The sequence below is a fragment of the Paractinoplanes globisporus DSM 43857 genome (assembly GCF_000379645.1).
GTDB classification, from domain to species: domain Bacteria; phylum Actinomycetota; class Actinomycetes; order Mycobacteriales; family Micromonosporaceae; genus Actinoplanes; species Actinoplanes globisporus.
Genome location: NZ_KB903299.1, coordinates 198,936 through 223,203, shown reverse-complemented (window position 1 = coordinate 223,203; position 24,268 = coordinate 198,936). Strand labels below are relative to the sequence as shown.

General features: G+C 70.9%; 26 protein-coding genes. 14 read left to right on the top strand and 12 right to left on the bottom strand.

Annotated elements, in window-relative coordinates; all coding sequences use genetic code 11:
• Window positions 1-4: 4 nt before the first annotated feature.
• On the top strand, window positions 5-943 hold the full coding sequence (locus A3CQ_RS0114225) for a nitroreductase family protein (RefSeq protein ID WP_020511609.1): 939 nt from the start codon (window positions 5-7) through the stop codon (window positions 941-943).
• Here A3CQ_RS0114225 and A3CQ_RS0114220 read toward each other — a convergent pair.
• From A3CQ_RS0114220 to A3CQ_RS0114195, 6 genes are all read right to left on the bottom strand, one after another.
• Complete coding sequence (locus tag A3CQ_RS0114220) at window positions 911-1,978, bottom strand: hypothetical protein (RefSeq protein WP_020511608.1); 1,068 nt, start codon at window positions 1,976-1,978, stop codon at window positions 911-913. The genes A3CQ_RS0114225 and A3CQ_RS0114220 overlap by 33 nt on opposite strands.
• Complete coding sequence (locus A3CQ_RS0114215) at window positions 1,975-3,111, bottom strand: glycosyltransferase (RefSeq protein WP_020511607.1); 1,137 nt, start codon at window positions 3,109-3,111, stop codon at window positions 1,975-1,977. Before A3CQ_RS0114215 ends, A3CQ_RS0114220 begins: the two co-directional genes overlap by 4 nt.
• A gap of 156 nt (window positions 3,112-3,267) precedes the next feature.
• Complete coding sequence (locus A3CQ_RS0114210) at window positions 3,268-4,281, bottom strand: glycosyltransferase family 4 protein (RefSeq protein ID WP_026205688.1); 1,014 nt, start codon at window positions 4,279-4,281, stop codon at window positions 3,268-3,270.
• Window positions 4,278-4,451 carry a hypothetical protein gene (locus tag A3CQ_RS61665; RefSeq protein ID WP_169516275.1) on the bottom strand — a complete coding sequence of 58 codons (174 nt, stop codon included), beginning with the start codon at window positions 4,449-4,451 and terminating at the stop codon, window positions 4,278-4,280. The genes A3CQ_RS0114210 and A3CQ_RS61665 overlap by 4 nt, the downstream gene beginning before the upstream one ends.
• A gap of 209 nt (window positions 4,452-4,660) precedes the next feature.
• On the bottom strand, window positions 4,661-4,864 hold the full coding sequence (locus A3CQ_RS0114200; protein WP_020511604.1) for a cold-shock protein: 204 nt from the start codon (window positions 4,862-4,864) through the stop codon (window positions 4,661-4,663).
• 249 nt (window positions 4,865-5,113) lie between these two features.
• Window positions 5,114-5,956 carry a helix-turn-helix transcriptional regulator gene (locus tag A3CQ_RS0114195; RefSeq protein ID WP_020511603.1) on the bottom strand — a complete coding sequence of 281 codons (843 nt, stop codon included), beginning with the start codon at window positions 5,954-5,956 and terminating at the stop codon, window positions 5,114-5,116.
• 133 nt (window positions 5,957-6,089) lie between these two features.
• Here A3CQ_RS0114195 and A3CQ_RS0114190 point away from each other — a divergent pair, with 133 nt between their 5' ends.
• Window positions 6,090-6,896, top strand: coding sequence for an SDR family oxidoreductase (locus A3CQ_RS0114190; protein WP_020511602.1), 807 nt, complete (start codon window positions 6,090-6,092; stop codon window positions 6,894-6,896).
• Between the two features lie 18 nt (window positions 6,897-6,914).
• Here A3CQ_RS0114190 and A3CQ_RS0114185 read toward each other — a convergent pair whose 3' ends face one another.
• Window positions 6,915-7,283 carry a nuclear transport factor 2 family protein gene (locus tag A3CQ_RS0114185; protein WP_020511601.1) on the bottom strand — a complete coding sequence of 123 codons (369 nt, stop codon included), beginning with the start codon at window positions 7,281-7,283 and terminating at the stop codon, window positions 6,915-6,917.
• A gap of 63 nt (window positions 7,284-7,346) precedes the next feature.
• On the opposite strand from A3CQ_RS0114185, the gene A3CQ_RS0114180 reads away from it, so the two are divergent.
• On the top strand, window positions 7,347-7,934 hold the full coding sequence (locus A3CQ_RS0114180) for a TetR/AcrR family transcriptional regulator (RefSeq protein ID WP_020511600.1): 588 nt from the start codon (window positions 7,347-7,349) through the stop codon (window positions 7,932-7,934).
• On the opposite strand, the gene A3CQ_RS0114175 is transcribed toward A3CQ_RS0114180, so the two are convergent.
• Window positions 7,921-9,276 carry an FAD-binding oxidoreductase gene (locus tag A3CQ_RS0114175; protein ID WP_020511599.1) on the bottom strand — a complete coding sequence of 452 codons (1,356 nt, stop codon included), beginning with the start codon at window positions 9,274-9,276 and terminating at the stop codon, window positions 7,921-7,923. The genes A3CQ_RS0114180 and A3CQ_RS0114175 overlap by 14 nt on opposite strands.
• 20 nt (window positions 9,277-9,296) lie before the next feature.
• Complete coding sequence (locus A3CQ_RS0114170; RefSeq protein WP_020511598.1) at window positions 9,297-10,016, bottom strand: GntR family transcriptional regulator; 720 nt, start codon at window positions 10,014-10,016, stop codon at window positions 9,297-9,299.
• Between the two features lie 119 nt (window positions 10,017-10,135).
• Between A3CQ_RS0114170 and A3CQ_RS0114165 the strand changes: the two genes are divergently transcribed.
• From A3CQ_RS0114165 to A3CQ_RS0114125, 9 genes are read left to right on the top strand one after another with little or no spacing between them, the layout of a single operon-like run.
• A complete protein-coding gene (locus tag A3CQ_RS0114165) occupies window positions 10,136-11,473 on the top strand; it encodes an ABC transporter substrate-binding protein (protein WP_157295833.1) in 1,338 nt (445 codons plus the stop codon).
• A gap of 2 nt (window positions 11,474-11,475) precedes the next feature.
• Window positions 11,476-12,405 carry a carbohydrate ABC transporter permease gene (locus tag A3CQ_RS0114160; RefSeq protein ID WP_020511596.1) on the top strand — a complete coding sequence of 310 codons (930 nt, stop codon included), beginning with the start codon at window positions 11,476-11,478 and terminating at the stop codon, window positions 12,403-12,405.
• 2 nt (window positions 12,406-12,407) lie between these two features.
• Window positions 12,408-13,220 carry a carbohydrate ABC transporter permease gene (locus A3CQ_RS0114155; protein ID WP_020511595.1) on the top strand — a complete coding sequence of 271 codons (813 nt, stop codon included), beginning with the start codon at window positions 12,408-12,410 and terminating at the stop codon, window positions 13,218-13,220.
• Between the two features lie 5 nt (window positions 13,221-13,225).
• Window positions 13,226-13,975: a 6-phosphogluconolactonase gene (locus tag A3CQ_RS0114150; RefSeq protein ID WP_020511594.1), complete on the top strand. Its 750-nt coding sequence runs from the start codon at window positions 13,226-13,228 to the stop codon at window positions 13,973-13,975.
• Window positions 13,976-13,982: 7 nt separating this feature from the next.
• On the top strand, window positions 13,983-15,284 hold the full coding sequence (locus A3CQ_RS0114145) for a family 4 glycosyl hydrolase (protein ID WP_020511593.1): 1,302 nt from the start codon (window positions 13,983-13,985) through the stop codon (window positions 15,282-15,284).
• Window positions 15,281-16,282 (top strand): BadF/BadG/BcrA/BcrD ATPase family protein, encoded by a 1,002-nt coding sequence (locus A3CQ_RS62745; protein ID WP_020511592.1) that lies wholly within the window; start codon window positions 15,281-15,283, stop codon window positions 16,280-16,282. Before A3CQ_RS0114145 ends, A3CQ_RS62745 begins: the two co-directional genes overlap by 4 nt.
• A gap of 11 nt (window positions 16,283-16,293) precedes the next feature.
• Window positions 16,294-18,531 carry a beta-glucosidase family protein gene (locus tag A3CQ_RS0114135; RefSeq protein WP_020511591.1) on the top strand — a complete coding sequence of 746 codons (2,238 nt, stop codon included), beginning with the start codon at window positions 16,294-16,296 and terminating at the stop codon, window positions 18,529-18,531.
• Between the two features lie 52 nt (window positions 18,532-18,583).
• The gene (locus A3CQ_RS0114130; protein WP_020511590.1) at window positions 18,584-19,444 is read left to right on the top strand and encodes a TolB family protein; all 861 of its coding nucleotides are present in this window, start codon (window positions 18,584-18,586) and stop codon (window positions 19,442-19,444) included.
• A 34-nt stretch (window positions 19,445-19,478) separates the two neighbouring features.
• Complete coding sequence (locus A3CQ_RS0114125; protein WP_020511589.1) at window positions 19,479-19,826, top strand: hypothetical protein; 348 nt, start codon at window positions 19,479-19,481, stop codon at window positions 19,824-19,826.
• A 3-nt stretch (window positions 19,827-19,829) separates the two neighbouring features.
• Here the strand turns inward: A3CQ_RS0114125 and A3CQ_RS0114120 are convergent, their stop codons facing one another.
• Window positions 19,830-20,645 carry a phosphotransferase family protein gene (locus A3CQ_RS0114120; protein WP_020511588.1) on the bottom strand — a complete coding sequence of 272 codons (816 nt, stop codon included), beginning with the start codon at window positions 20,643-20,645 and terminating at the stop codon, window positions 19,830-19,832.
• Between the two features lie 400 nt (window positions 20,646-21,045).
• Between A3CQ_RS0114120 and A3CQ_RS0114115 the strand changes: the two genes are divergently transcribed.
• Both A3CQ_RS0114115 and A3CQ_RS0114110 read left to right on the top strand, forming a co-directional pair.
• Window positions 21,046-21,489, top strand: coding sequence for an anthrone oxygenase family protein (locus A3CQ_RS0114115; protein ID WP_020511587.1), 444 nt, complete (start codon window positions 21,046-21,048; stop codon window positions 21,487-21,489).
• A gap of 66 nt (window positions 21,490-21,555) precedes the next feature.
• Window positions 21,556-22,107: a GNAT family N-acetyltransferase gene (locus A3CQ_RS0114110; RefSeq protein ID WP_020511586.1), complete on the top strand. Its 552-nt coding sequence runs from the start codon at window positions 21,556-21,558 to the stop codon at window positions 22,105-22,107.
• Window positions 22,108-22,182: 75 nt separating this feature from the next.
• On the opposite strand, the gene A3CQ_RS0114105 is transcribed toward A3CQ_RS0114110, so the two are convergent.
• Window positions 22,183-22,842, bottom strand: coding sequence for a response regulator (locus A3CQ_RS0114105; RefSeq protein WP_020511585.1), 660 nt, complete (start codon window positions 22,840-22,842; stop codon window positions 22,183-22,185).
• Window positions 22,839-24,173, bottom strand: coding sequence for a sensor histidine kinase (locus tag A3CQ_RS0114100; RefSeq protein WP_020511584.1), 1,335 nt, complete (start codon window positions 24,171-24,173; stop codon window positions 22,839-22,841). Before A3CQ_RS0114100 ends, A3CQ_RS0114105 begins: the two co-directional genes overlap by 4 nt.
• Window positions 24,174-24,268 lie beyond the last annotated feature (95 nt).

The following is a 24,268-nucleotide window of genomic DNA, read 5'->3' as shown; positions in this document are numbered from 1 at the left end:
CATCATGGACATCGACGCCCTGACCCACCCCACCGACACGCAGACCGCCGCTAGGGCGCTGGCCGACGCGGCCGCGACGGCCGGATACGCCCCGTCGATCCGCAACACCCAGCCGTGGCGGTGGCGCCTCACGGGCAGCACGCTCGACCTGCATCTGGTTCGCAGCCGGGTTCTCGGCAGCTCCGACCCCGACGCGCGGCTGGCCACGCTGAGCTGCGGGGTCGCCCTGCACCACGCCCGCGTGGCGATGGCCGCGCAAGGCTGGCAGATCGCCGTGACCCGGATGCTCCAGGGCGCCGACCGTGATCTGCTGGCCCGGCTGCACGTCCACCGGAGGGCGCCGGCCGATCCCGCTTCGGCCACGCTCCTGCGCATGATCCCGTCGCGGCACACCGAGCGGCGCCGGGTCGCCGAGACACCGGTCGGCCCGGCGGCCCTGGCGGCGATCACCACCGCGGTCGAGGCAGAGGACACCCGGCTGCACCGCATGCTTCCCGGGCAACTCCTCGAGCTGGCCACTGCCGCCGCCGAGGTCGAACGCGGCCCGGCCGCGGACACCGCCTGGCAGGCCGAGCTCACTTACTGGACGGGCCCGGCCGAGCCGGCCCGGTCCGGCAACCCGGGCGACTTCCCGATCACCGCCCGGCGGGATCGGGCCGCCACGTTCGTCGTGCTGCACGGCCGGGCCGATGAACCGCTCGACTGGCTCCGGGCCGGCGAAGCGCTCTCCGCCGGCTGGCTCACCGCCACCGCGTACGGCGTCTCGGTCCTGCCGCACAGCGCCCCGATCGAGATCGGCGCCACCCGGCAGGCCCTGCGAGCGATGATCGCCGGCGCCGGCTTTCCCTACCTTGTGCTGCGGCTCGGGACGGCCGACCCGGGCGACGCCGACCCGCCGCGTGTTCCGCTCCTACCGGCCGTCCAGATCATCGAGCACTACTGACCCACGGCGCTGGAGGGTCGAGATGAGGGCGAGGGTGGACTCCGCCCCCTGGTTCAGGTTGGGTCCCTGCAGCGTCAGCCCGTCGTAGCCGCCGCCCGTCCCCGGGTCCCACATGACGGCGTCGACGTCGTTGTCGCCGAGGAACCAGGCGACGCAAAGCTGCACTCCCCGCCGCCAATGGTGGTCACCGGTGACGGTGGCGGCCGTGGCGCAGGCGTCGGCCAGGGTGGCCACCTCGATCGGCTGCTGATCGTGCCGCAGCCGGGGCCCGCCCCGTTGCCAGCCCGCCGACGGCAGGACCGACAGGTGGCCGTCGCTGATCTGAATGTCCAGCAGCCACCGGAGCATCCGCAGACCGGCGGTGCGGATCGCCGGTTGGCCGAGGAGGTCGCCGGCGACGATGACGGCCTCGGCGAGGACGGCGTTGGCGTAGGTCAGCCGGTCGTGCGGCCACGGCCAGCGCGGGTCGGATCCGGGATCGCCGATGGCCGCGAAGGCGTCGGACAGCAGACCGGCGGCCGGCTCGTGACCGGGATCGGCACGGAGCAGTTCGGCCGCGCCGAGCGCGGCGAACGCCATCGCCCGCGGATCGGCGGACCGGCAGGACGCCCCGCGGACGAAGGCCAGGTCGGCCTCCTCGCGGATCCAGGACGCCGGGCTCCGGGCGGCGGCCGTCCCCAGGCCCCAGAGAGCTCGTCCCCACCAGTCGCCGAGACCGGGCTGGTCGGTCCAGCTCCGATTGAATCCGAGCCGGTTGTGGAAGGCGCCCTGGCCGTCCTGCGCGTGGGTGAGGAAGGCCAGATAGGTCTCCGCGAGCCGCAGAACCTCCGGCGACGGGTCGGTCTCGCGGCTGGTGACGACGAGGCCGCGAGCGACGTCGTCGGTGCAGTAGCCGTGCTCGCGGCGGGGTGTGGCATGCCGGGCGTGTTCGAGCAGCCCGGTGTCGTCGGTGAGCCGTACGAGGTGGGTGAAGGTGTGGGCCGGAACGGCCCGGACGGGGGCCGATGCGGCGATGGTCGTCCTGGTGGTGGTCACTTCCAGGCCCCGGCGACCGGCCGGGCCTCGGCGACCAGTGTCTCGGCGAGCGCGCGGTACCGCTCGGCGACGGCGGGCCACCGCGGCGTGGGCTTCGCGGCACCGCCGCGTTCGCGCAGGGTGGCGGCGAGGCCGCGGGTGGTCAGGATGCGCCGGACGGCGGTCGCGAGGGCGGCCGGGTTCCGGTGCGGCACGAGCAGGCCGGGTCCGTCGGTGAGCAGCTCCACGGCGTGCGGGAAGGTGGTCGCGACGACCGGGATCCGGGCCGCCACCGCCTCGACCAGGACGCCGGAGGTGACCTGCTCGGTGGAGTCGTACGGCAGCACCACGACGTCGGCGGAGCGGATGAGCTCCCCGAGCGCGAGGTCGTCGAGGTATTCCGACCGGTAGGTCACCCGGTGCGCGACGCCGAGGGTCGCGCCGAGCCGGTGCAGACTCGCCCGGTACGCCTCGCCGTGTTGCTCGATCACCTTGGGGTGTGTCCGGCCGGCGACGGTGTAGACGGGTGGGAGCTTGAGCTTCTGCAGGGGCGCGAGGGCACGCAGCGCCCATTCGATGCCCTTGCCGGGCCCGAGCAGACCCCAGGTGAGCAGGTGCGGCTGGGGGTTCGGCCGGATCGGCGCCCCGGTGAAGCCGGAGGCGCCGTGCGGGATCACGGAGACCTTCGCGGCGTCGACGACATAGCCGAGCAGGAGCCGGTCGCGCGCGGCCGCGGTGATGGTGACGACCGCGCCGGCCGCGGCGACGATCTGTTCCAGCAGCGACTTCTGCGAGGGGGAGGGGTGGGTGAGCACGGTGTGCAGGACGACGAGGCTCGGCACGGTCAGACGGTGCAGCAGGGACAGAACCTCTCCGCCGTCGCGGCCGGGGTAGATGCCGTACTCGTGCTGGACGATGGCCACGTCGTAGGTGTTCAGCACCTCGGCGCTGTCGCGCCAGCCGACCGGCGTCGTGGCCGACCAGGTGTGCACCACGCCCGGCTCCGGCGTCGGATCGTCGCCGCTCGCGGTGACGCGGACGACACCGCCCGCGGCGCCGGCCTCGCCGAGATGGGCGGCGAGCGCGGAGTTGAAGGTCGCCAGCCCGCATCGGGTGGGCGGGTGAGTGCTGAGGAATCCGAATCTGATCGTCATGTGCCGTGCCTTCCGGTCATCGGCCGGCCGCGGGGTGAAGCGTCGGCAGACCTCACGCGGTTACGGCGTCGACCTGCCGGCGTGTGTGGCAGGCGAACGGGCCGGCGCCTCGATGGCCCGGCCGTGCGGAGAGCGCATTCGTGCGGGGAGCGGGGCTCAGTCCCCGTGCCTCCCGATGAGCCGCTCGTAGACGGCCACGTAGTCGGCGACCATCCGGCCCGCGCCGAAGCGCTGGCCGGCGTGCGCCCGGCAACCGGCCCGGTCGATCGCCCCGAGCGCGCCCACCGCCGCGACGGCTTGATCGACGTCGCGCACGAGGTAGCCCGTGACGCCCTCGTCGACGACCTCCGGCATGGAGCCGCGCTCGTAGGCGATGACCGGCGTGCCGCAGATCATCGATTCCACGACCGACAGACCGAACGGCTCGTCGAAGTCGATCGGATGCAGCAGGGCCGCCGCCCGGCCGAGGATCTCGCCGCGGCGTTGCGGTCCGACCGCACCGAGGAACACGACGCGGTCGCCGTCGATGTGCGGCGCGACCCGCTCGGTGAAGTACCGCTCGTCCTGCACGATGCCACAGATCGTGAGGGTCCGCCCGGCCCGCCGGGCGATCTCGATCGCCGTGTGGGTGCCCTTGTCCGGGTGGATCCGGCCGAAGCTGACCAGCCCCGGGCCTCCGGCCGGGTCGAACGGCAGCCCGTCGACGTCCACACCGTGGTGCACCGTCGCGACATAGTCGAGGTCCGGGCTGCGGTCGGCGTCCGAGATCGACACGAACGACGAACGGCTCGCTCGATAGGCGGGCAGGATCTTCGGGCTCGAGAAGCCGTGCACGGTCGTGACCAGCGGCGCGTGGCAGTGGTCGGCGAAGGCGATCGGCAGCCAGTCGAGGTGGTTGTGGACGATGTCGAAGTCGCCCGACCGGGCCAGGGCGTGCGAGACGTGCATCGCCTCGGCGATCCGGCCGTCCGTCGACGGGTCGTCCGCATACCCGCGCGGGCACACCCCGTCGAGCTCGGCCGCGGTGACCGAATCCAGGGTGGCGAAAAGCGTCACATCCACCCCGGCCGCCACGAGTCCTTCCGCGAGCAGACCCGTCACCTGCTCCCAGGGCCCGTAGTCACGCGGCGGAGTCCGCCATGCCACCGGCCCCAGGAGGCCGACTCTCACGGGGAGGTGTGCTCGGCCAGCTCGGCCAGATCGAGGTGGAGGGTGGCCAGCAGACCGCCGTGCTGGGTGGAGTCGATGCGATCGGGCAGTTCACGGTCGACGAACTCGGCCCGGGCGTGCTGGCCGCGTTGTCGGAGAACAGCGAGAATCGCATCCTTTGAGATGATCATTGTCCGCTCTCTTGGGTTGGCCCGCCGCGGCGGACTGCAGCCACCGGGGTCTGGAGCGGCAGTTGTCACTGTACGCCTGCGTCCGCAGGGGGTGAGCCGGAGACGGCCGACCGTCCCGGGAGATCACACGGATGTCGCGGATCTGCAACCATGGACGATCGGCCGCCGCCTAGCCCGGCGATTCTCTGGGGAAGGGCCGGGCCGTACTGTCAGAGCGGGCGGATGTTCTCCGCCTGAAGCCCCTTCGCACCCTGGGTGACATCGAACTCCACCCGCTGGTTCTCCTCGAGGGTGCGATATCCCGAGGTGACGATCGCGGAGAAGTGCGCGAACACGTCCTTGCCGCCGTCGTCCTGCGTGATGAAGCCGAATCCCTTGTCACCGTTGAACCACTTGACGGTACCCGTGGCCATGATTTCTCCCTGCCGATCGATGAGGTTCGCACCTTACGAACCCCGCGTCGCCGCGTTGATCGCCCCGGAGATACGACGAAATAAAAAAGCCTGCCGGGGCACCAGATAAACCCAGCAGGCGTCAAAAACGTCTTAGGAAAATCAAAACTGCAACCCCACGACCGTACCGCAGCGGCAAGCCAAAAGCGAACCGGCCACTCCGACGTTCGGACGACTCCGGTCGCGAAACCGGACCGGGTTCTTCCCGGCTCAGCCTCGCCGGGTCCAGGTGGCCAGCAGGTCCAGTGCGTGCCGCGACGGCGACGACGGCGCGGCGAGGAAGACAATCAGCAGCTGGTCCGGGTCGCCGGGGAAGGTCATCGCCTCGGTCTCCAGCACCAGTTCGCCGACGAGCGGATGGTGCAGCGTCTTGCTCCCGGAGCTGAACTCGACCACCTTCTGGTCGGCCCACCACCGGGAGAAGTCCTTACTCTTCACGGACAATTCACCGACCAGCGCGGTCGTCTTCGGGTCGTCGGGATGGCGGGCGGCGTCCATCCGCAGCGTCCCGACGATGTCGGAGGCGACCTGTTCCCAGTCGTCGCCGAACAGCGATCTCGCCCCCTCGTCGAGGACCAGCCAGCGGGCGGCGTTGCGATCGCGGGCCGGCATGGCCCGGAAATCCGCCAGCACGAGCCGGGCCAGGTGGTTGGCCGCGAGCACATCCGTGCGCCGTCCCAGCACGAAGGCCGGCGTGTCGCCCAGCTGCTCGATCAGGGCGAGCAGGCCGGGCCGTACGGACTGGGGCTTGGTTGTGGTGTGCCGCCGGGAGGGCGGCGAGTGCCGGGCGACGGCATGCAGGTACGCACGCTCGGCCGGGTCGAGTCGCAGGGCCGAGGCGATCGCGTCGAGCACCGCCTCCGACGGGGTGATCGGCCGGCCCTGCTCGAGCCGCGTGTAGTAGTCGACGCTGACGCCGGCCAGCGAGGCGAGTTCCTCGCGGCGCAGCCCGGGAACCCGCCGCCCGGCCGGCGACCGCAGGCCCACGGACTCCGGGGTCATCGCGGCCCGCCGCGCGCGCAGGAACTCGCTCAGCTCGTCGTTGTGCGCCATCGCTCCATGGTGCCCTTCGGCAAACCGCCGAACCGTTCGCCTGGGTAGCCCTCGGAGGGCCATTCTCGGCCCCTTGGGCGCTCCCGCCGCGTGGATTGATGGAGTGACACCACGAGTTGCAAGGAGTCATCCCATGTCAGAGAACTGGCTGATCACCGGCGCCACCTCCGGGTTCGGCAAGCTTGTCGCGGAGCGCGCGCTGACCCGAGGCGCACACGTGATCGCCGTGGGCCGCCGCGGGGAACTGCTGGCCGAGCTGGCCGCGGAGTCGCCGGCCGGCGCCCGGGTCACGCCGATCAAGCTGGACATCACCGCGCCCGGCGCGCAGGAGACGCTGAGCACCGCGATCGCCGCCGCGGGCGGACTGGACGTGCTGGTCAACAACGCCGGCTACGGCCTGTTCGGGCCGGTCGAGCAGATCAGCGACGCCCAGGCCCGCGCGCTGTTCGACACCAACGTCCTGGCCAACCTGGCCGTCCTGCGAGCCGCCCTGCCCGCCCTGCGCGCGTCGAAAGGGCGCATCGTGCAGGTCTCGTCCCTGAACGGTCAGTTCGCGTGGGCGTCGTCCGGTCTCTACTCGGCGTCGAAGGGGGCGGTCGAGCTGCTCAGCGAGGCGCTGGCCCAGGAACTGGCCCCGGCCGGGGTCCGGGTCACGATCGTCGAGCCCGGCCTGTTCGCCACCGAGTTCGCCACCGCGCTGCACGTGGTCGCGCCCGCGGAGGCGTACGCCCCGACGGTCGGGAAGTTCCTCCGCGACTTCTCGCAGCTCCCGCCGTCGGCGTTCGGCGACGCCGCGCGGGTGGCCGACGCGATCCTCGCGGCGGTGACCATGGCGGAGCCGCCGCTGCGCCTGGCGGTGGGCGCCGACGCGGTCGCGGCCATCCGGGCGTCGCTGCAGGCCCGCCTGTCCGAGCTGGACAAGTGGGAGGCAGCCGCCTGACATGCGCCGCGCCGTCGCTCAGCGCCGGGTCAGTTGCGTCACCTCGCGTAGTCGCCCGTCCGGGGCCAGCCGCCCGAACATGAAGATCTCGGTGTCGATCACCTCGCCCTTGCGCATGACCGCGGTCAGCACGTAGCGCGCCGCGACCACGTCGCCGGTGGTGGCCACGTCCCGGACGGCGACCCGCACCTCGGCGGCACGCTTGCGCCCCGACGCGACATGAGCGATCAGCCGCTCGCGGTCCAGCGGGGTGCCGTCGTTGTGCAGGACGAAGCCCGGGGCGTGGTAGCGGTCGAAGACCACGGCCGGATCCTCCTCGCCGAAGGTGACCTCCCACGGGTAGCGCCGCAGATAGGCGGCGAGATCGGTGCCCGGCAGACCGGTCATGGCTTCCCCCTCTAGCTCTGACACTCGTGTCAAAGATAACGACCTCGGCTAGCCTTGACAACCATGTCTGACTTACCGGGCCGGCAACGGCGCCCGCGCGCCGACGGGGAGCGCAGCCGGGCCGCCGTCCTGACCGCGGCGATCGACCTGCTCGCCCGGCGCCCACAGGCAAACATGGCCGAGATCGCCGCGGCCGCGGGTGTGGCCCGCCAGACCGTGTACGCGCACTACCCGTCGCGGGACACGCTCGTCTCCGCGATTCTCGAGCACGTCACCGGCGAGACGATTGCCGTCTTCGATCGGCTCGACATCGGCGGCCTGGCGCCGCCGGACGCCCTCGGCCGCTGGGTCGACGCCTCCTGGCAGGTGCTGGCCCGCTACCCGATCCTGCTGACCGAGGCCGTGAGCCGGCCCCCCGCCGCCGACGAACCGGGCCGCCATCAGCCCATCACCGGGCTCCTGGTCCGGATTCTCGAGCGCGGCCGAGCCGACGGCCAGTTCGACGACGGCCGGCCGCTCAGCTGGCAGATCGCGGCGATCGTCGCTCTCGGACACGCCGCCGCGCAGGAGGTGGCCGCCGCCCGGATGTCCCTGGACGAGGCCGGGGAGGCTTTCCGGGAGGGCGTCCTCCGCCTGACTACGGGAGCCTGATGCTCTGGGCGTGGTGGAAGAAATCGTCCGGGTCGTACCGCTGCTTGATCTGTTGCAGGCGTGGATAGTTGGCGCCGTAGTAGGCGCTCGGCCAGTCCTCCAGCGAACTGTCGGCGTAGTTCTGGTACACCTCGCCGGTCAGGTGCGGCCGCAGCGCATCGGCCAGATCATCGGCCCAGGCCATGTTGGCGGCGGTTTCCGCGTCCTCCTGCCACAGCGAGATCACCGACACGTAGTGCAGCGCCGACCGATGGACGAACGCCGTCGCATCGGGCCGCACCCGCGCGACGGCGCCACCGGCCAGAAGATCAAAGCGAATCATCGAGTACGCGGAGGGCACGCGCGCGAACCGTTCGAGCATGATGTCGATCGCGGCGTCGTCGAGCCCCCGGTCCTGGAAGTAGCCGCCGCGCCAGCGGGACTGCAGGCCGTACGGGATCTCCTCGCCCAGGGCATGCATCATGTCGAGGTAGGACATCTCGCCGAACGTGTCCATCGACGGCTTGCCGAACGAGCGGACCGGCGCGAGGGCCGTCGCCGCCTCGCCGACCGGCCCGATGTACAGCCCGTACATCGAGATCTCGGGGGAGGGATCGGCACTGAGCAGCAGGCACAGCGCCAGCCGCTCGTCGTCGCGGTCGGCGTACAGGTCACGGTAGAACCGGAGGACCGACGAAGCCTGGTCGATCGGCCAGCTGATGAAGCCGCCGACCATGGTCGCCAGCACCTTGTCGAGCCGGTAGCGCAGGTTGGTCACCACGCCGAGGCCCGCCCCGCCGGCGCCACGCAGCGCCCACAGCAGATCGGGGTGCTCGTCCTCGGTGACCCGCAGCACCCGGCCGCCGGCGTCGACGAACTCGGCCTCCGCGATGTGGTCGCAGCCGAGCCCGAACGCCCGGCTGAGCAGGCCGTACCCGCCGCCGAGACTGAATCCCGCGTTGCTGACCGTCGGGCACTCCCCGCCGGGCGCGGCCAGGCCCGCGGCGTACGTGACCCGGTCGATCTCACGCCACCCGGCGCCCGCGCCCGCGGTGACCACGGCGGCCTCGCGGTCGAGGGCCACCGTCCGCAGCCCGCCGAGGTCGATCACCACGCCGCCGTCGACAAGCGACAGTCCACTCGCGTGATGGCCGCCCCCGCGCACCGCCACCGGCAGCCCCGCCTCGCGGGCGAAGCGCATCGCGGTCACCACGTCCTGGCTGTCCGCACAGCGGCACAGCACCGCCGGCCGCGTACGGATCCGGGTGTTGAACAGCACCCGGGCCGCCTCGTAGCCGGGGTCGAACGAGGACACGACGGTGCCGCGGAAGCTCTTGCGCAGTGCCGTGAGATCGAGCCGCATCGAGGGATCCTCGCACCCGGTCAGGCGCGGCGGAAGAGGTCGGCCTCGAAGCGGTAGGCGTCGCCGCGGTATTTGTTGTGTCCGATGAGGACGGGCGTGCCGTCCGACGTGTACGCGACCTCGTCGCCCACCAGAACCGGTGCGCCGGCGGTGATGCCCAGGAGCCGGGCCAGTTCCGCGTCCGCGCTTTCGGCCATCAACGTGTACGCGCTGCGGTGGACCTCGATGCCGCAGGTCTGCCGGAGCACGTCGTAGAGCGACGCGTCGGTGAGGTCGGCGCCGAGGAGAGCGGCGGCCCGGGCCGAGGGGAGGACGACGACGTCGAAGCAGACCGGTGTGCCGTCCATGCCGCGCAGGCGGTCGATCTCGATGACCGGCGCGGCGGGCGCGATGCGCAGCTTGGCCGCCTCGTCCATGCTCGCGGGCCGCACCTCCTGACGCATGACGCGGGCGGTGGGGCGCAGGCCGCGGGCCCGGGCCATCTCGGTGAACGACTGCAGGGTGCTCGGCGGCTCGCTCAGCACCTGCGTCGGGACGAACCAGCCGCGCTGCGCCGACCGCTGCAAAACCCCCTCGGACTCGAGGCGGCCGAGCGCCAGGCGCAGCGTCGCCCGGCTGACGCCGAGCTGGGCGGCCAGGTCTCGCTCGCCGGGCAGCCGGGCGCCGGGTGCGTAGCGGCCGACGGTGAGATCGCGGGTCAGCTGCTCGTAGGCCTGTGTCGAGGCGGTCCCAGTCGTCACGCGGGCAGCGTACCAGTTTCACCGCTGGGTGGACCAGTAGCAATTTGTGGTTCGGTACTGGACTAACTGGTATAGGACCATCTAGTGTCCGTAACACCGGCGACACAATCGGAGTGAAGATGAGATTTCATAAAGCGGGAGTTGCGGCGGCCGTAGCGTTGAGCCTGGCGGCCTGCTCGCCCGGAAGCGGCTCGACCGACAAGACCGACGCCCCGAGCACCGTCTCGACCGACGTCGCCAAGGCCGGCAACGTGACCCTGAAGCTGACCGACTTCTGGGGCGCGGCCGAGGGCGAGTGGATCAAGTCGGTGATCACCGGCTTCCAGACCAAGTACCCGAACGTCAAGATCGCGCGGACGACCGAGGACTGGGGTCAGCTCAACTCCACCCTCAACCTGCAGCTCCAGGACGACAGCGGCCCCGACATCGCGACCGCCAACAACGGCTGGCAGTCGCTGGGCACCCTGGCCAAGGGCAACCTGGTGCTCAACCTCGACGCGTACGCCAAGGCGTACGGCTGGGACAAGAAGGTCCCGACCACGATCACCCGGCAGAACACCTTCACCACCGACTTCAAGACGATGGGCTCGGGCTCGTGGTTCTCGACGCCGATGGCGCGTACGTCGCTGATCGGCCTCTACTACAACGCCGACAAGCTCAAGAAGCTCGGGATCAACCCGCCGACGTCCCTCGACGAGCTCGAGGCCGACGCCGCCAAGGCCAAGGCGGCGGGCGAGGTGCCGTTCGAGTACGGCAGCCTCGACGGCTCGACGACGGTGCTCCTCGGGCTGCAGGCCCTGCTGGCCGACAAGAAGAAGCTCAACGACTACATCTACGGCGACTCGACGGTGAAGGCCACCGACGTCGCGATGACCGACGCCATCACGCTGACCAAGAAGTGGGCCGACGAGGGCTTCTTCCCGCCGAAGTTCAACGGCATCGACTACCAGACGGCGGTCGCCAACTTCGTCGGCGGCAAGGGCGTGTTCCGCTGGGAGTACACCGGCTCGCTCGGGCTCAACGCGCAGCAGCAGGGTCACTTCGGCTACATCCAGCTCCCGCAGAAGAGCAGTAGCGGCACCGTCGGCGTGGGCGCGGCCCCGGGCGCCATGGTGATCTCGGCGAAGAGCAAGCACCCGGACGTCGCCGCGGCGTTCCTCGACTACCTGATGTCGCCCGAGGCCGGTCAGATGGCCGCGGACAAGGGCCTCGTCCCGGCCATGTCGCCGGACGTCAAGGTGCCGGCCTCGTCGCTGAGCCTGACCGGTGAGTCGGCGGGCGCGGCCACCCTCGACAAGAACGACGGCTACGTGCCGTACTTCGACTGGTCCAGCCCGACGATGCTCGACACCCTCGGCCAGAACCTCCAGCTCGTGTACGCCGGCAAGATGACGCCCGACAAGTTCACGGCGGCCGTCGACAAGGACCGGGACACGTTCCTCGCGGGGCAGGGCTGACCGTGGTCGTCACCGCGCGACCGGCCACGCCGGCCGAGACACGCGACGCGGATGTCCGGCGCCGCCCCCTGCGGCGCCGGACACGGTGGATCGGCCTCGGCTTCGCCGCCCTGCCGCTCGCCGTGTACGGGCTCGTCGTGCTCGTCCCGCTGGCCCAGTCGGTGCAGTACTCGTTCTACAAGTGGGACGGAGTCAGCGCCTCGACCTTCGTGGGGCTGGACAACTACCGGTCGTTCGTCACCGACCCGGTCCTTCGCTCGACGCTCGGGCACGTACTCGTGCTGATCGGTTTCTTTGCTCTTTTGCCGATCGTCCTCGGCCTGCTGTCGGCGGCGCTGCTCACCCGGGCGAAGCAGCCGGGCATGGCCGTCTACCGTTGGATCTTCTTCCTGCCGCAGGTCATGACGTCGGTCGTCATCGCCCTGGTCTTCAAGCGGATCTACGCGCCGGACGGCCCGCTCAACACGGCGTTGCGCGCCGTCGGGCTCGACTCGCTCGCGAAGACCTGGCTCGGCGACTTCACCTGGGCGCTGCCGGCGCTCGGCCTGATCGGCACGTGGGTCACCTTCGGCTTCTGCATGGTGCTGTTCATCTCCGGTACGTCGGCGATCGCGCCCGAGCTGTACGAGGCGGCCCGGATCGACGGCGCCGGTCCGGTGCGGGAGTTCTTCGCGGTGACCCTTCCAGGCCTTCGGGGGCAGCTGGCCGTCGCGCTGACGCTGACCATCACCGCGGCGCTGCGCACGTTCGACCTCGTCTGGATCACGACGCACGGCGGTCCGGGCACGTCGACGCTGACCCCGGCGGTCGCCCTGTACAAGGCCGCGTTCCAGAACCCGCAGGTCGGGCTGGCGGCGGCGATCGGCGTCGTGATGGCGGCCCTGTGCCTGGTCATCGCCGTCGTCATCACCCGCGTCTCGGAGAGGGACTGACCGTGATCTCGAAGGTGGAACGCACCGTCAACTACGTCGTGCTCACGATCCTGGCCGTGGTCGTGCTCTTCCCGGTCGGCACGTTCGTCGTCGCGGCGCTGAGCCCGGACCGTTCCGGCAAGCCGGTCGGCGTCGGTGACTTCGCGTGGGGGAACTTCTCCACCGCCTGGCACGACGCCGGCTTCGCCCGGGCGATGACGGTCTCCATGATCATCGCCGTCTGCGTGGTCGCGGGCCAGGTGCTGCTCGCGCTGCTCGGCGGGTACGCGTTCGGCGTGCTGGGCGTGGTGGGGGACAAGGTGCTGTTCCCGATCGTGCTGCTCGGCATGATGATCTCCCTCGAGGCGATCATCGTCCCGCTGTACTACCAGTTCCGGACGTTCGGCCTGACCAACACGCTGCCCGGCATCATCCTCGTCCACCTGGGCATGGGCGTGCCGTTCGGCATCTTCTGGATGCGCGCCGCGTTCCGGGCCCTGCCGCGCTCGGCGTTCGAGTCGGCCGAGCTCGACGGCGCCGGCGCGCTGCGCATGCTGCGGTCGATGGCCGCGCCCATGGCCCGGCCCGCGATCTACACGCTGATCCTGCTCAGCTTCATGTGGACCTGGAACGACTACTTCCTGTCCCTGGTGTTCCTGCACGGGGAGAACCAGACGGCGACCGTCGCGCTCGGCGTGTTCCAGGGCCGGTACGTCACCCAGATCAACCTGATGGCCGCCGGCGGGCTCATCGTCGCCGCGCCCGTGCTCGTCCTCTACGTCGCCTTCCAGCGGAAATTCATCTCCGGAATGCTGGCCGGCGCGATCAAGGAGTAACACACGTGTCTCTGCAACCCATCGTGCTGCCCGACGCCGACGCCGTGGGCGACGAGGTCGCCGCCACGATCCTCGACCGGATGGCCGCGAATGAGGGCCGGCCCTTCCTGCTCGGCTGCCCGAGCGGCCGCACCGCGATGCCGGTCTACCGGGCCCTGGCCCGGCACGCCGCGCGCGGGGTGGACCTGTCGCGGCTGGTCATCGTCATGATGGACGACTATCTCGCGCCCGACGGCCACAACCGGGTCGCGCCGGAACTGTCCTATTCGTGCCTGGGCTTCGCGCAGCGTGAGATCGTCGCGCCCCTGGGGGCGCCCATCGAGATCTGGGTGCCCGACCCGGCCGATCCGGGCGGCTACGACGAGATCATCGCGGCGGCCGGCGGTATCGACCTGTTCCTGCTGGCGACCGGGGCCGGGGACGGGCACATCGCGTTCAACCAGCCCGGCACGCCCCGCGACGCGCGCACCCACGTCACGCCGCTCGGCGAGCCGACCCGGCGCGACAACATGGGCACCTTCCCCGAGTTCACCCGCCTCGACATGGTGCCCACCCACGGAGTGACCGTCGGCGTCGACACGATCGCCGCCTCGTCCCGCGAGGTGATCATGATCGTGTGCGGCGCGCACAAACACGCGGCGTACCGGCGGATCGCCGCAGCCGAGGCCTACGAGCCGGACTGGCCCGCGACCATCGTCGTCGAATGCAAGAACCCCACGCTCATCGCCGATCGCGCGGCTTTCGAAGGGAACTGAGAACCACATGGCAGCCATCAAGCTGGTCTACATCGGCGGCGGATCGTCCCGCGGCGCGGGGACCATGGCGTCGATCCTGGCCCACGGCAAGGAGTTCGACGGCTCGGAGATCGTCATCCAGGACGTCAACCCGGACCGCCTGCACGCGGTCGAGACCATCGCCCGCAAGATCGCGAAGGCGGAGGGCCTCGACATCCGGATCTCGTCGACCACCGACCGCCGCGCCGCGCTGACCGACGCCGACGCGGTCCTCGCGAGCTTCCGCCCGGGCGACTTCGCGGCCCGCGCGCTCGACGAGCGCATCCCCCTCAAGCACGGCGTCATCGGCCAGGAGACGCAGGGACCGGGCGGCTTCTTCATGGCGCTGCGCTCGATCCACATCTACGAGGACATCATTCGCGACCTCGACGCCGTCGCGCCGAACGCGGTCATCTTCAACTACACGAACCCGGTGAACATCGTCTCCCAGGCGGTCACCCGGTTCACCGACCGCACGATCTGGTCGATGTGCGAGGGTCCCATCACGTTCCCGAACACCGTGCTCAAGGCGGCCGGCCTCGACCCGGCCAAGGCGAACGTCGTCATGGCGGGCGTCAACCACAACTGCTGGTCCTACGAGCACACGTACGAGGGTCAGGACCTCATGCCGCTGCTCGACGCGGCGTGGGCGGCGCGCAAGGACGACCCCACGCTCGACCCGCACGCGAAGCGGATGCTGCGGCTGGCGACCGTCATGCGGTCGGTTCCCGCCGACTACTTCCAGTACTACTACTTCCGCGAGGAGGTGCTTCGGGAGTCGCAGGCCAAGCCCACCACGCGGGCCGAGGACCTGCTCGCCGCGCTGCCGGGGTACTGGCAGCATTACGAGGAGCAGATGCTCGCCGACGTTCCTTCGCTCGACCCGGCTCGGTCCCGGGGCGGGATCCACGAGCTCGAGCTGGCGATCGACGTGATGAGCGCGTACTACAACGACCGCAGCTCCCGCCTGCCGGTCAACCTGCCGAACATCGGGGGCGCGCTGCCCGGCTTCGACGAGGATGTCGTCGTGGAGGTGTGGTGCACCGTCGACGGTCAGGGCGTTCGCCCGCTACCCCAAAAGCCACTTCCCCATTCCGTACGCGGTCTCGTGCAGCAACTGGCCGAGTTCCAGTACCTCGCCGCCGACGCCGCCTGGAAGGGCGACCGGGCCGACGGGATCCGCGCTCTGGCCGCCAACCCGATGGTGCCCACGCTCGCCGTGGCCGAGGAGCTTTACGACGAGATGGCGTACGCGCACCGCGCCTACCTGCCGGAGCGTCTGCTCAAGTGAGGAGCGCCTACCTGGCGGTCGACGCCGGAAACTCCAAGACGGTCGCCCTCGTCACCGACGCCGGGGGCGCCGTCCTGGGCCGCGGCCGGGGCGGCAACGGCGACATCTACGGCGCGTCGAGCGTCCCTTCCGCGCTCGACGCGGTTTTCGGCGCGGTAAAGGCCGCCCTCACCGACGCCGGCACGGCAGCCGAGGACGTCGCGTCGGCCGCCTTCCGGATCGCCGGTGTCGACTATCCCGAGGACGCCGAGTTCTGGGACAGCCACGTGCGCGAGCGGCTCGGCGACCTGGGTCGCTGGAGCGTCAAGAACGACGCGTACGCGTCCCTGCGCCTGCTCGACGGCTCGGGCGTCGCCGTGTCGATCACCGTCGGCACCGGTCCGGCCGTCGCCGCCCGGGCCAAGGACGGGCGCGAGGAGCATTCCGGCTTCTTCGTCTTCGACCACCTCGGCGGCGGCGGGCTCGGCAGCGAGGCGCTCAAGGCGGTCTGCCAGGCCTGGATGGGCGTCGGCCCGGAGACCGCCCTCACCGAGGCACTGTGCGAGCTGTTCGGCGTCGCGGACGGCTGGCATCTGCGTCACGACTTCACCCGTCGGTTCGGCGCGCGGCCCGCGACCGACCTGTGGCGTGCCTCCCGGGTCGTGCTCGCCGTGGCCGGCGCCGGCGACGCGGTCGCCCGGGACATCGTGGCCGCGCAGGCCGAAGCATTCGTGAAATACGCGCAATGGTGCGCGCGGCGCGTCGGCGTGGACCTGGCCTCCGGCGAACTGCCGGTGCTGCTGAACGGGTCGGTGGCCACGTCGGAGCACCCGGCTATGCGCGCGGCCCTCACCGCCACGCTCGCCCGCGTCGCGCCGGCGGCCCGCGTCGTCGTCGCCGACGCGTCCCCGCTGAGCGGCGTCGTGCTCGACGCGCTGGCCGAGGGCGGCGTCGTGGTCGGGCCCGGCCTGCTGGCCCGCGTACGCGACGACCACCCCCAAGACTTCCTGATGACGTGAAAGGAACCTCGATGATCGACGTCGCCGCCCTCACCCTGGAGGAGAAGGCGTCCCTGCTCTCCGGGCACGACGACTGGTACACCGAGGCGGTCGAGCGCCTGGGGCTCCCCGCGATCGAGGTCGGCGACGGCCCGCACGGGCTGCGCAAGGAGACCGGCGTCGACATGGTGTGGGTGCCGGCCACCGGCTTCCCGACCGCGTCGGCGATGGGCGCCTCCTGGGACCGCGACCTCGTCCGGCGGGTGGCGGCCGCGATCGGCGAGGAGGCGCGGGCCGAGGGCGTCCAGGTCGTGCTCGGGCCGGGCGTGAACATGAAGCGCTCGCCGCTGTGCGGGCGGAACTTCGAGTACTTCTCCGAGGATCCGCTGCTCTCCGGCGAGCTCGGCGTCGCGTACGTGCAAGGGGTGCAGTCGACCGGGGTGGGCGCGTCGCTCAAGCACTTCGCCGCGAACAACCAGGAGATCGAGCGGACCCGGATCTCGGTCGAGGCCGACGACCGGACGCTGCGCGAGATCTACCTCGCCGCGTTCGAGCGGGTCGTGACGACCGCCGACCCGTGGACCGTCATGTGCTCGTACAACCGGCTGCGCGGTGTGCACGCCTCGGAGAACCGGTGGCTGCTCACCGAGGTGCTGCGGGACGAGTGGGGCTACGACGGGCTGGTCGTCTCCGACTGGAACGCGGTCCACCACCGGGTGCGGGCGCTGGCGGCCGGGCTCGACCTCGAGATGCCCGGCACCGCCGGCAAGACGGACGCCGAGATCGTGGCCGCCGTACGCTCGGGCGAGCTCGACGAGAGTGTCGTGGACGCGGCGGCGCGGCGGGTTCTGCGGCTGGTCGAGCGGGCTTTCCCCGGCGCCGGGCTCGTCAACGGGCCGGTCATGGACCTCGGCGTGGCTCCCGGCGATCGGCTCTCCCCGGAGCAGCTGGCGCTCCTGCGCGCCGACGAGCACCACGCGCTGGCCCGCGAGGCGGCCGCCGGTTGCGTGACGCTGCTGCGTAACGAGGGCGGCGTGCTGCCGCTTCGCGACGACGGCCGGGTCGCGGTCATCGGCGCGTTCGCGGCCAATGCCCGGATCCAGGGTGGTGGCTCGTCCGGGGTCGATCCGACCCGCGTCGACAACCCTCTCGACTTCCTCGGCGATGCCGTCTACGCACCGGGCTACGTCCACACTCCGCTGAACGCCTACCAGGACGACATCGCCGCCTACCTCGCCGCGCACGACGCCACGTTCGTCGACGACGGTCGCGGGCCGGCCCGCCGTTCCGCCGCGCTCGCGGAGGCTCTGCGCCTGGCCGCGGCGGCCGAGCGGGTCGCCGCCGGGCCGCTCTCGGCCCGCGCCGTCCGGCTCATCGACGAGGCGGTGGCGGTCGCGGAGAACGCCGAGACGATCGTCGTCTTCGCCGGGCTTCCCCTCGCCTTCGAGCAGGAGGCGGACGACCGTACGACCCTCGCGCTGCCCGCCGATCAGGTCGCGCTCATCGACCGGCTGGCCTCGCTGCGCGAACGGACCGGCGCCGCGCTGGTCGTGGTGCTCTCCAACGGCGCGGCCGTGACCATGGATCCGTGGCACGACCGGGTGGACGCGATCGTCGAGGCCTGGCTGCCCGGGCAGGCGGGCGCCGGCGCCGTCGTCGACGTCCTGCTGGGCCGGGTCAACCCCTCGGGCAAGGTCGCCGAGACGTTCCCGCTGGCGCTCGAGGACACTCCCAGCTACGTGACGTGGTCGGGGGAGCGCGGGACCGTGGTCTACGGGGAAGGGGTGTTCATCGGGTACCGCTGGTACGACGCCCTTCGCCGCGCGGTGCGGTACCCGTTCGGCCACGGGCTCTCGTACACGACGTTCGAGTACTCGGACCTCGTCGTGCAGACCACCGATGCCGTACGCGTCTCGTGCACCGTGACGAACACGGGCGCCCGGGCCGGGAGCGAGGTCGTCCAGCTCTACGTCGGCGACCCCGACGCCGCGGTCCGGCGGCCGGTGCGCGAGCTGCGCGGCTTCGAGAAGGTCGCCCTCGAGCCGGGTTCGAGCGCGCGGGTCACCTTCGAGCTCGGCAGCCGCGACTTCGCGTACTGGGATGTCGCCACCGACCGCGGTGGGGCCTGGCGTCTCGAGGGCGGCGAGTTCGTCCTCGAGGTGGGCGCCTCGTCCCGCGACATCCGCCTGCGCACGAGCATCGAGCTGCCCGACGATCCCGGCCTCGCCCCGCTCGTGCCCGACGAGGAATTGCTCGACCGGCTCCGCTGAATAGGATCGCTCGCATGGTGCGGGAGCGAATTTCGACGGGGCCGGCCGCGTGATGGGTAACGCTCGCCGTCTCGGCGCCGGCCAGGTCGGCCGGATTTGGACGTACGACGTGAGCACCGGCGCCTCGACGCTGGTGCACACCAGCTCGACGGTGTTGTTCGAGGCGCCGAACTGGGCCGCGGAGGGCGCGCTGATCCTCAACGGCGACGGACTGCTGTGGAGCCTGCCGGCCGACGGCTCGGCCCCGCCGTCGCGGATCCCGCTCAACGTCCCGGAGCTGAACAACGACCACGTGCTCGCGCCCGGCGGCGACACCATCTACCTCTCCGCCGACGACGGGCACATCTACGAGGCGTCGCTGGGCGGGGGCGCGGTGCGCAAGGTGACCCACGAGGACCGCCTGCACTTCCTGCACGGCGTCAGCCCGGACGGCGCGACCTTGGCCTACGTCGGGATCGAGCCGGGGCGGTGGGAGTCCGCGGCCCTCTTCACGATCGGCCGCGACGGCGGGCCCTCGACCCGGCTCACGGCGCCCGGCGGGCGCGACGACGGGCCCGAGTACACGCCGGCCGGCGACTGGATCTACTTCAACACCGAGGTGTTCACGGGCCAGGCGCAGATCGCCCGGATCCGTCCCGGCGGTGGTCCGCCGGAGCAGCTCACCGGCGACGAGCGGGTCAACTGGTTCCCGCATTTCGCCCCGGTCGGGTCCCGGGCGGTCTATCTGAGCTACCCGCCCGGCACGCAGGGCCACCCAGCCGACCGGATCGTCCAGCTGTGCCTGGTCGACGGCGACGCCTGGGACGCGCCGCGAACGGTCGCCGAGCTGCCCGGCGGCCAGGGCACCATCAACGTCAACAGCTGGTCCCCGGACGGCAGCCAATTCGCCTACGTCGACTATCCGCTCGCCTGAGCGCCGGGCTCGCAAGTCGTGCTTGAGTTGGCGCATGGACTTCGAAGAGGCGAAGGAGCGATACGCGGATCTTGTCGCGACGATCGACGAGGCCCAGCTGAAGGGCGCGAAGACGCCTTATACCTCAATGAACGGCAACATGTACTCGTATCTCGGCGAGAACGGCGTCGGACTGCGTCTGCCCGCAAATGTGCGGGAAGAATTCCTCGCGAAATACGGGACGACGCTGTACCACGCGCATGGGATCGTGCAGAAGGAGTACGTCACGGTGCCGGCCGCGCTCCTCGTGAAGACTGACGAACTCGCACCGTACTTCCGGCTCAGTTTCGACTACGCGAAGACGCTCAAACCGAAAGCGACAAAGCGCACGCCGAAATCCTGATGGTCAGGTTGTCTTCCGTAGGTCGCTCAGCCACTCGATGCCGAGCCGGTGGCCGTCGGGGAATTGGTCGTCGCGATCCCAGCGCCACATTGTGATCATCGCCAGCATGAGGGTCCGGCAATCGCGGAGCAGCCGGTGATCGACGCCCGGGTAGTGATCGGCGACCTGGTCGGGTGCGTGGGCCAGGTCGAATTCGATCGGCCCCCGGCAGCACGTCTCGAAGTCGACGAAAAGTGGGCCGGTCCGGGTCGAGAGCAGGTTGCCCGGATGAGGTTCGCCGTGCAGGAGCTGCTCGGGCCGGCCGCTCTGGCTGACCGCTCGGCGGGTGCGGTCCAGCGTGGCGGCGAGGAAGACCCGGTCCGCGTCGGCCAGCCGCGGCGTTCGGGCGTGGTCGGCCACGAGCGTCTGGGCCTCGGCAACCCGGTCGGTGAAGTGCGGGGTGGGCAGCTCGACCCGGCGCATTCCCGCGTGCAGACGTTCGAGCGCGCCCGCGTAGTCGGCGTCGGGGATCGCTTGCGTAGTCACCGGTTCGTAGTAGGCCCACAGGGTGACGACGTAGTCGCCCCGCACGAAGACCTCGGGCGTTTCCAGCGCGGCCACCGGGCTGCCGACCGCGGCCAGCCGCTGAGCAACGTCCACTTCGAACTGGGCGCACTGGCGCGCCGCCGGCGCCACCCGGGCCAGCACGTCGCAGGGCCGCAGACGCAGGGTGAGCTTGTCCGAGTTATGCAGGACCGCGGCGTCTTCGGCGGTCAGCCCGAGCGATGAGGCGCTCGAGATGGCGGCCTGTGTCGCCCGCCGAGCCTGATCCGCCTGCATCGCAGCACCGTAGCCCAGCGTTCGAACGGCGGCAGCCGTATTTCGCCGCCCCGCGTACCGATGAACGGACGCGCCGCCTGCCCGCCGAGGATATTTCGTTGCCGCGTCCTTTGCTCTGCTTACCAATACGCGCCGTCCCGCCCGTCCGCGCATGGCGGTTCGGGGTATGGGCCGGTGATCATCTGCGCGTATGGGTAAGCAGAGCAAATGGTGCCCGCGGGTTCGCCCGCCTCGGCGAGCTGGACCGCTCGCTCGCGGTGAGATCCTCGCGCATGCGGCGTAGATCCTCGACGATGGCCTGACGGGAGTCGCACCGGTTGACTGGTCGTACGAGGTTGTTCCGACCAGGACTGTGAGGCACATAGTGGTACTGCGGGTGGCAACGCTGATAGCGGCAACCATGACCACCGGGCTGGCGGCCGGAGTGTTCGGGCTCTACCAGCACACGATCATGCGAGGCTTGGCGCACACCGACGACCGCACGTTCATCGGGGCGTTCCAGGCCATGGACCGGGCGATCATCAATCCCTGGTTCATGACCAGCTTCTTAGGGGCGCTGGTGTTGACGGCAGCCGCGGCGTTCCTCAACCCCGGCAAGCCGTGGATCATCGCCGCGTTCGTCCTGTATCTGGCGGTCGTCATCATCACCATGGCGATCAACGTGCCGCTCAACGACGCGCTCAAGGCCGCCGGCGACCCCGACCGGATCGCCGACCTCGCAGCGGCTCGCGAGCATTTCAACGAGGCGCGCTGGTCCGCCTGTAACCTGGTCCGCACGATCGCCAGCACCACGGCCTTCGGCTTCCTCTGCTGGGCGCTCGTGGTGCGCGGCCAGACCCGGTAGGGCCGAGGTCGCGACACGCACGGCAACTCGGTTGAGCAACAGTGAGGCCTGAGGTAGGAATCTGGCATGCTGCGTGGAAGCAAGGTTGGGCTGCGGGCCCGGTACACGACTGACATCGAGATTCTGCAGGCTGAGCTTTACGACGATGTCGTGACCCGTTCAAGGGCCGACTCGCGCGCGTGGCGGCCATTATCGCCGGACTCGTCGGCGTCGCCCTACCGTATCGCCGAGCCTACGGACGATGCCGCTTGTTTCTCCGTAATCGAGCTTGATCCCGAAAATCTTGCGGGTGAGGCGCTGCTCTGGGGGATCGATCTTCACAACAGGAAGGCTCACCTGGGCATTTCGTTGAGGCCGGCGTTCCGCGGCCGCGGGTTGGGTGCTGACGTGGTCCGGGTGCTGTGTCACTACGGCTTCGTGGTTCTCGGACTGCAAAGGTTGCAGATCGAAACCCTCAGCGACAACGCCGCGATGATTGCGTCAGCGACAAAGAATGGATTCAAGCGCGAGGGTGTGATACGTCGTTCCGCATGGGTGACCGGCGCTTTCGCCGACGAGCTGCTAATGGGACTCTTGGCCGACGAATGGTCTTCGAACGGTGCCGAATCAGCCACGTAGTCGTGCCGTCCGGCGCACTACGTTGCCGCAGACAACGCGCGGGACACTCACGTTTCGTGTCGGCCGCTCGGTGGGTCAGTGGTCGGTGGTGGCCAGGCCGCACTCGTAGCCCAGGATCACGGCCTGGACGCGGTCTCGCAGGTCCAGCTTGGCGAGTATCCGGCTCAAGTGGGTCTTCACCGTGCTTTCGGCCAGGGTCAGGGCCACGGCGATCTCGGCGTTGGACAAGCCCCGGGTGATCAGCGTCAGTATTTGGCGTTCGCGGCCGGTCAGCGCGGCCAGCCGTTCGTCCGCCGAGGGCGGCGCGGGTGTGCGGCCCAGGTAGTGCGCGAACAGGCGGCGGGTCACGCTGGGGGCCGCCACGGCCTCGCCGGCCACCACCACTCGTACGGCGGAGACCAGGTCGGCGGCCAGGGCGTCCTTGAGCAGGAAGCCGCTGGCGCCGGCACGCAGGCCGGCCAGGACGTACTCGTCCAGGTCGAAGGTGGTCAGGATGATGACTTTGGCGGGATGCGGGCCCGAGCGGATGCGCCGGGTCGCCTCGATGCCGTTCAGGCCGGGCATGCGCACGTCCATCAGGACCACGTCGGGGCGGGTGCGGGCGACCACGTCCAGCGCCTGGGCGCCGTCGGCGGCCTCGCCCACGACCTCGATGTCGCCGGTCTCGTCGAGGACCAGCTTGAAGCCGGTGCGGACCAGGGTCTGGTCGTCGACCAGCACCACCCGCACGGTCACGGTTTCACCAGGTCGGCCGAGAGGGGCAGGGTGGCCGTCAGGCGGAAGCCGGAGCCGTCGTCGCCGCGGCCGGTTTCCAGGTCGCCGCCGAGCATCGCCACGCGTTCGGCGATGCCGCGCAGGCCGTTGCCGTGGCCGTCCTCGCCGGCGGCCGCGCCCCGGCCGTCGTCGGCGACCTCGACGCGTACGCGATCGGGGTGGAAATCGAGCAGGACGCGCGCTCTCGCGCCCGGGCCCGCGTGCTTCAGGGTGTTGGTCAGGGCCTCCTGGACTATGCGGTAGGAGGAAAGGTCGACCGCGGCCGGAACCGCGTCGGGGACGCCCTCGATCATCAGGTCGATCGGCATGCCGGCCAGGCGCAGGTCGTCGACCAGGGACGGCACGGCGCCGATGCCGGGCAGCGGAGTCAGCCGGGCGGCGTCGTCGGCGTCGGCGCGGCCGGCGGCCAGCAGGCGGCGCATCTCGGCCAGAGACGAGCGGCCGACGTCGATCACGTGCCGCAGCGCGTCGGCGGCTCGGTCGGGGTGTCGTTCCAGTGCCGCCTGCGCGCCCTGGGCCTGCACCACCATCACCGACATGCCGTGCGCGACCACGTCGTGCAGCTCGCGGGTGATGCGGGTGCGCTCGGCGGCGACCGCCAGGGCCGCCCGCTGCCGTTCCTCCCGGGCCAGGTCGGCGTTGCGCTGCTCGACGGCGGCCAGGTGCGCGCGGCGGCTGCGGATGCCGTCGCCGATCGCGAACGCCGCGACCGACAGCAGCCACATCTCGAGCACCGACTGGCTGGTGTCGACGAGGATGTCGACCGAGATCGCCGAGGTCGGCGACACGATCTTGGCGCCGGGATCCTTCCCCGCCAGGGCCTTGAGCTGCGCCTGTTTCGCGGCCATCGCAGCGTTCTGCTGATCCTGGATACTCACCCGGCCGGCGAGCATCCCGAGGTAGGTCAGGGTCATGGTCAGCGCCAGCACGACGAGAGCGGCCCGCCGGCGCCGCGCGGTCGCCGCCACCGTGTAGAGCGCCAGCGGCAGGGCCAGGTCGAGCAGCTGGAATTTGGTCTGGATCGCCAGGTGACCGACCGTGCCCGCGGCGACCAGCGACAGCGCGGGGACCGGCCACTGCCGCCGGAGCACCAGCCCGGCGAGCACGAGACCGGAGAACAGCCACCAGCCGGAGGCCGCGGTGACGCCGGCCGCGGTCAGGAAGGGGGTCGGATCGCCCGGTTTGTGCGGGTTCAGCGCGGCCGACAGCAGCCCCGGCGTCAGGGTCACCACCAGCATCGCCAGCGCCAGAGCGGCGTCGGTCAGCAGGTGGCGCGGCGCGATCCGGGACATGCGCCCATCGTAGGAAGCAGGGGCGCCGATGGCGTCAGACTCAGGTACTACATCGCAGGTGCCGGTCGCGCCCGAACAACCGACCGCGGTCTGAC

What these genes read in the sequence shown, in the direction of transcription:
- A3CQ_RS0114225 (WP_020511609.1), top strand. Translation starts at nt 5, where the DNA reads ATGGACATCGACGCCCTGACCCACCCCACCGACACGCAGACCGCCGCT.
- A3CQ_RS0114215 (WP_020511607.1), bottom strand. Translation starts at nt 3,111, where the DNA reads ATGACGATCAGATTCGGATTCCTCAGCACTCACCCGCCCACCCGATGC.
- A3CQ_RS61665 (WP_169516275.1), bottom strand. Translation starts at nt 4,451, where the DNA reads ATGATCATCTCAAAGGATGCGATTCTCGCTGTTCTCCGACAACGCGGC.
- A3CQ_RS0114200 (WP_020511604.1), bottom strand. Translation starts at nt 4,864, where the DNA reads ATGGCCACGGGTACCGTCAAGTGGTTCAACGGTGACAAGGGATTCGGC.
- A3CQ_RS0114195 (WP_020511603.1), bottom strand. Translation starts at nt 5,956, where the DNA reads ATGGCGCACAACGACGAGCTGAGCGAGTTCCTGCGCGCGCGGCGGGCC.
- A3CQ_RS0114190 (WP_020511602.1), top strand. Translation starts at nt 6,090, where the DNA reads ATGTCAGAGAACTGGCTGATCACCGGCGCCACCTCCGGGTTCGGCAAG.
- A3CQ_RS0114185 (WP_020511601.1), bottom strand. Translation starts at nt 7,283, where the DNA reads ATGACCGGTCTGCCGGGCACCGATCTCGCCGCCTATCTGCGGCGCTAC.
- A3CQ_RS0114180 (WP_020511600.1), top strand. Translation starts at nt 7,347, where the DNA reads ATGTCTGACTTACCGGGCCGGCAACGGCGCCCGCGCGCCGACGGGGAG.
- A3CQ_RS0114175 (WP_020511599.1), bottom strand. Translation starts at nt 9,276, where the DNA reads ATGCGGCTCGATCTCACGGCACTGCGCAAGAGCTTCCGCGGCACCGTC.
- A3CQ_RS0114165 (WP_157295833.1), top strand. Translation starts at nt 10,136, where the DNA reads ATGAGATTTCATAAAGCGGGAGTTGCGGCGGCCGTAGCGTTGAGCCTG.
- A3CQ_RS0114145 (WP_020511593.1), top strand. Translation starts at nt 13,983, where the DNA reads ATGGCAGCCATCAAGCTGGTCTACATCGGCGGCGGATCGTCCCGCGGC.
- A3CQ_RS0114135 (WP_020511591.1), top strand. Translation starts at nt 16,294, where the DNA reads ATGATCGACGTCGCCGCCCTCACCCTGGAGGAGAAGGCGTCCCTGCTC.
- A3CQ_RS0114130 (WP_020511590.1), top strand. Translation starts at nt 18,584, where the DNA reads ATGGGTAACGCTCGCCGTCTCGGCGCCGGCCAGGTCGGCCGGATTTGG.
- A3CQ_RS0114125 (WP_020511589.1), top strand. Translation starts at nt 19,479, where the DNA reads ATGGACTTCGAAGAGGCGAAGGAGCGATACGCGGATCTTGTCGCGACG.
- A3CQ_RS0114120 (WP_020511588.1), bottom strand. Translation starts at nt 20,645, where the DNA reads ATGCAGGCGGATCAGGCTCGGCGGGCGACACAGGCCGCCATCTCGAGC.
- A3CQ_RS0114115 (WP_020511587.1), top strand. Translation starts at nt 21,046, where the DNA reads ATGACCACCGGGCTGGCGGCCGGAGTGTTCGGGCTCTACCAGCACACG.
- A3CQ_RS0114110 (WP_020511586.1), top strand. Translation starts at nt 21,556, where the DNA reads ATGCTGCGTGGAAGCAAGGTTGGGCTGCGGGCCCGGTACACGACTGAC.
- A3CQ_RS0114100 (WP_020511584.1), bottom strand. Translation starts at nt 24,173, where the DNA reads ATGTCCCGGATCGCGCCGCGCCACCTGCTGACCGACGCCGCTCTGGCG.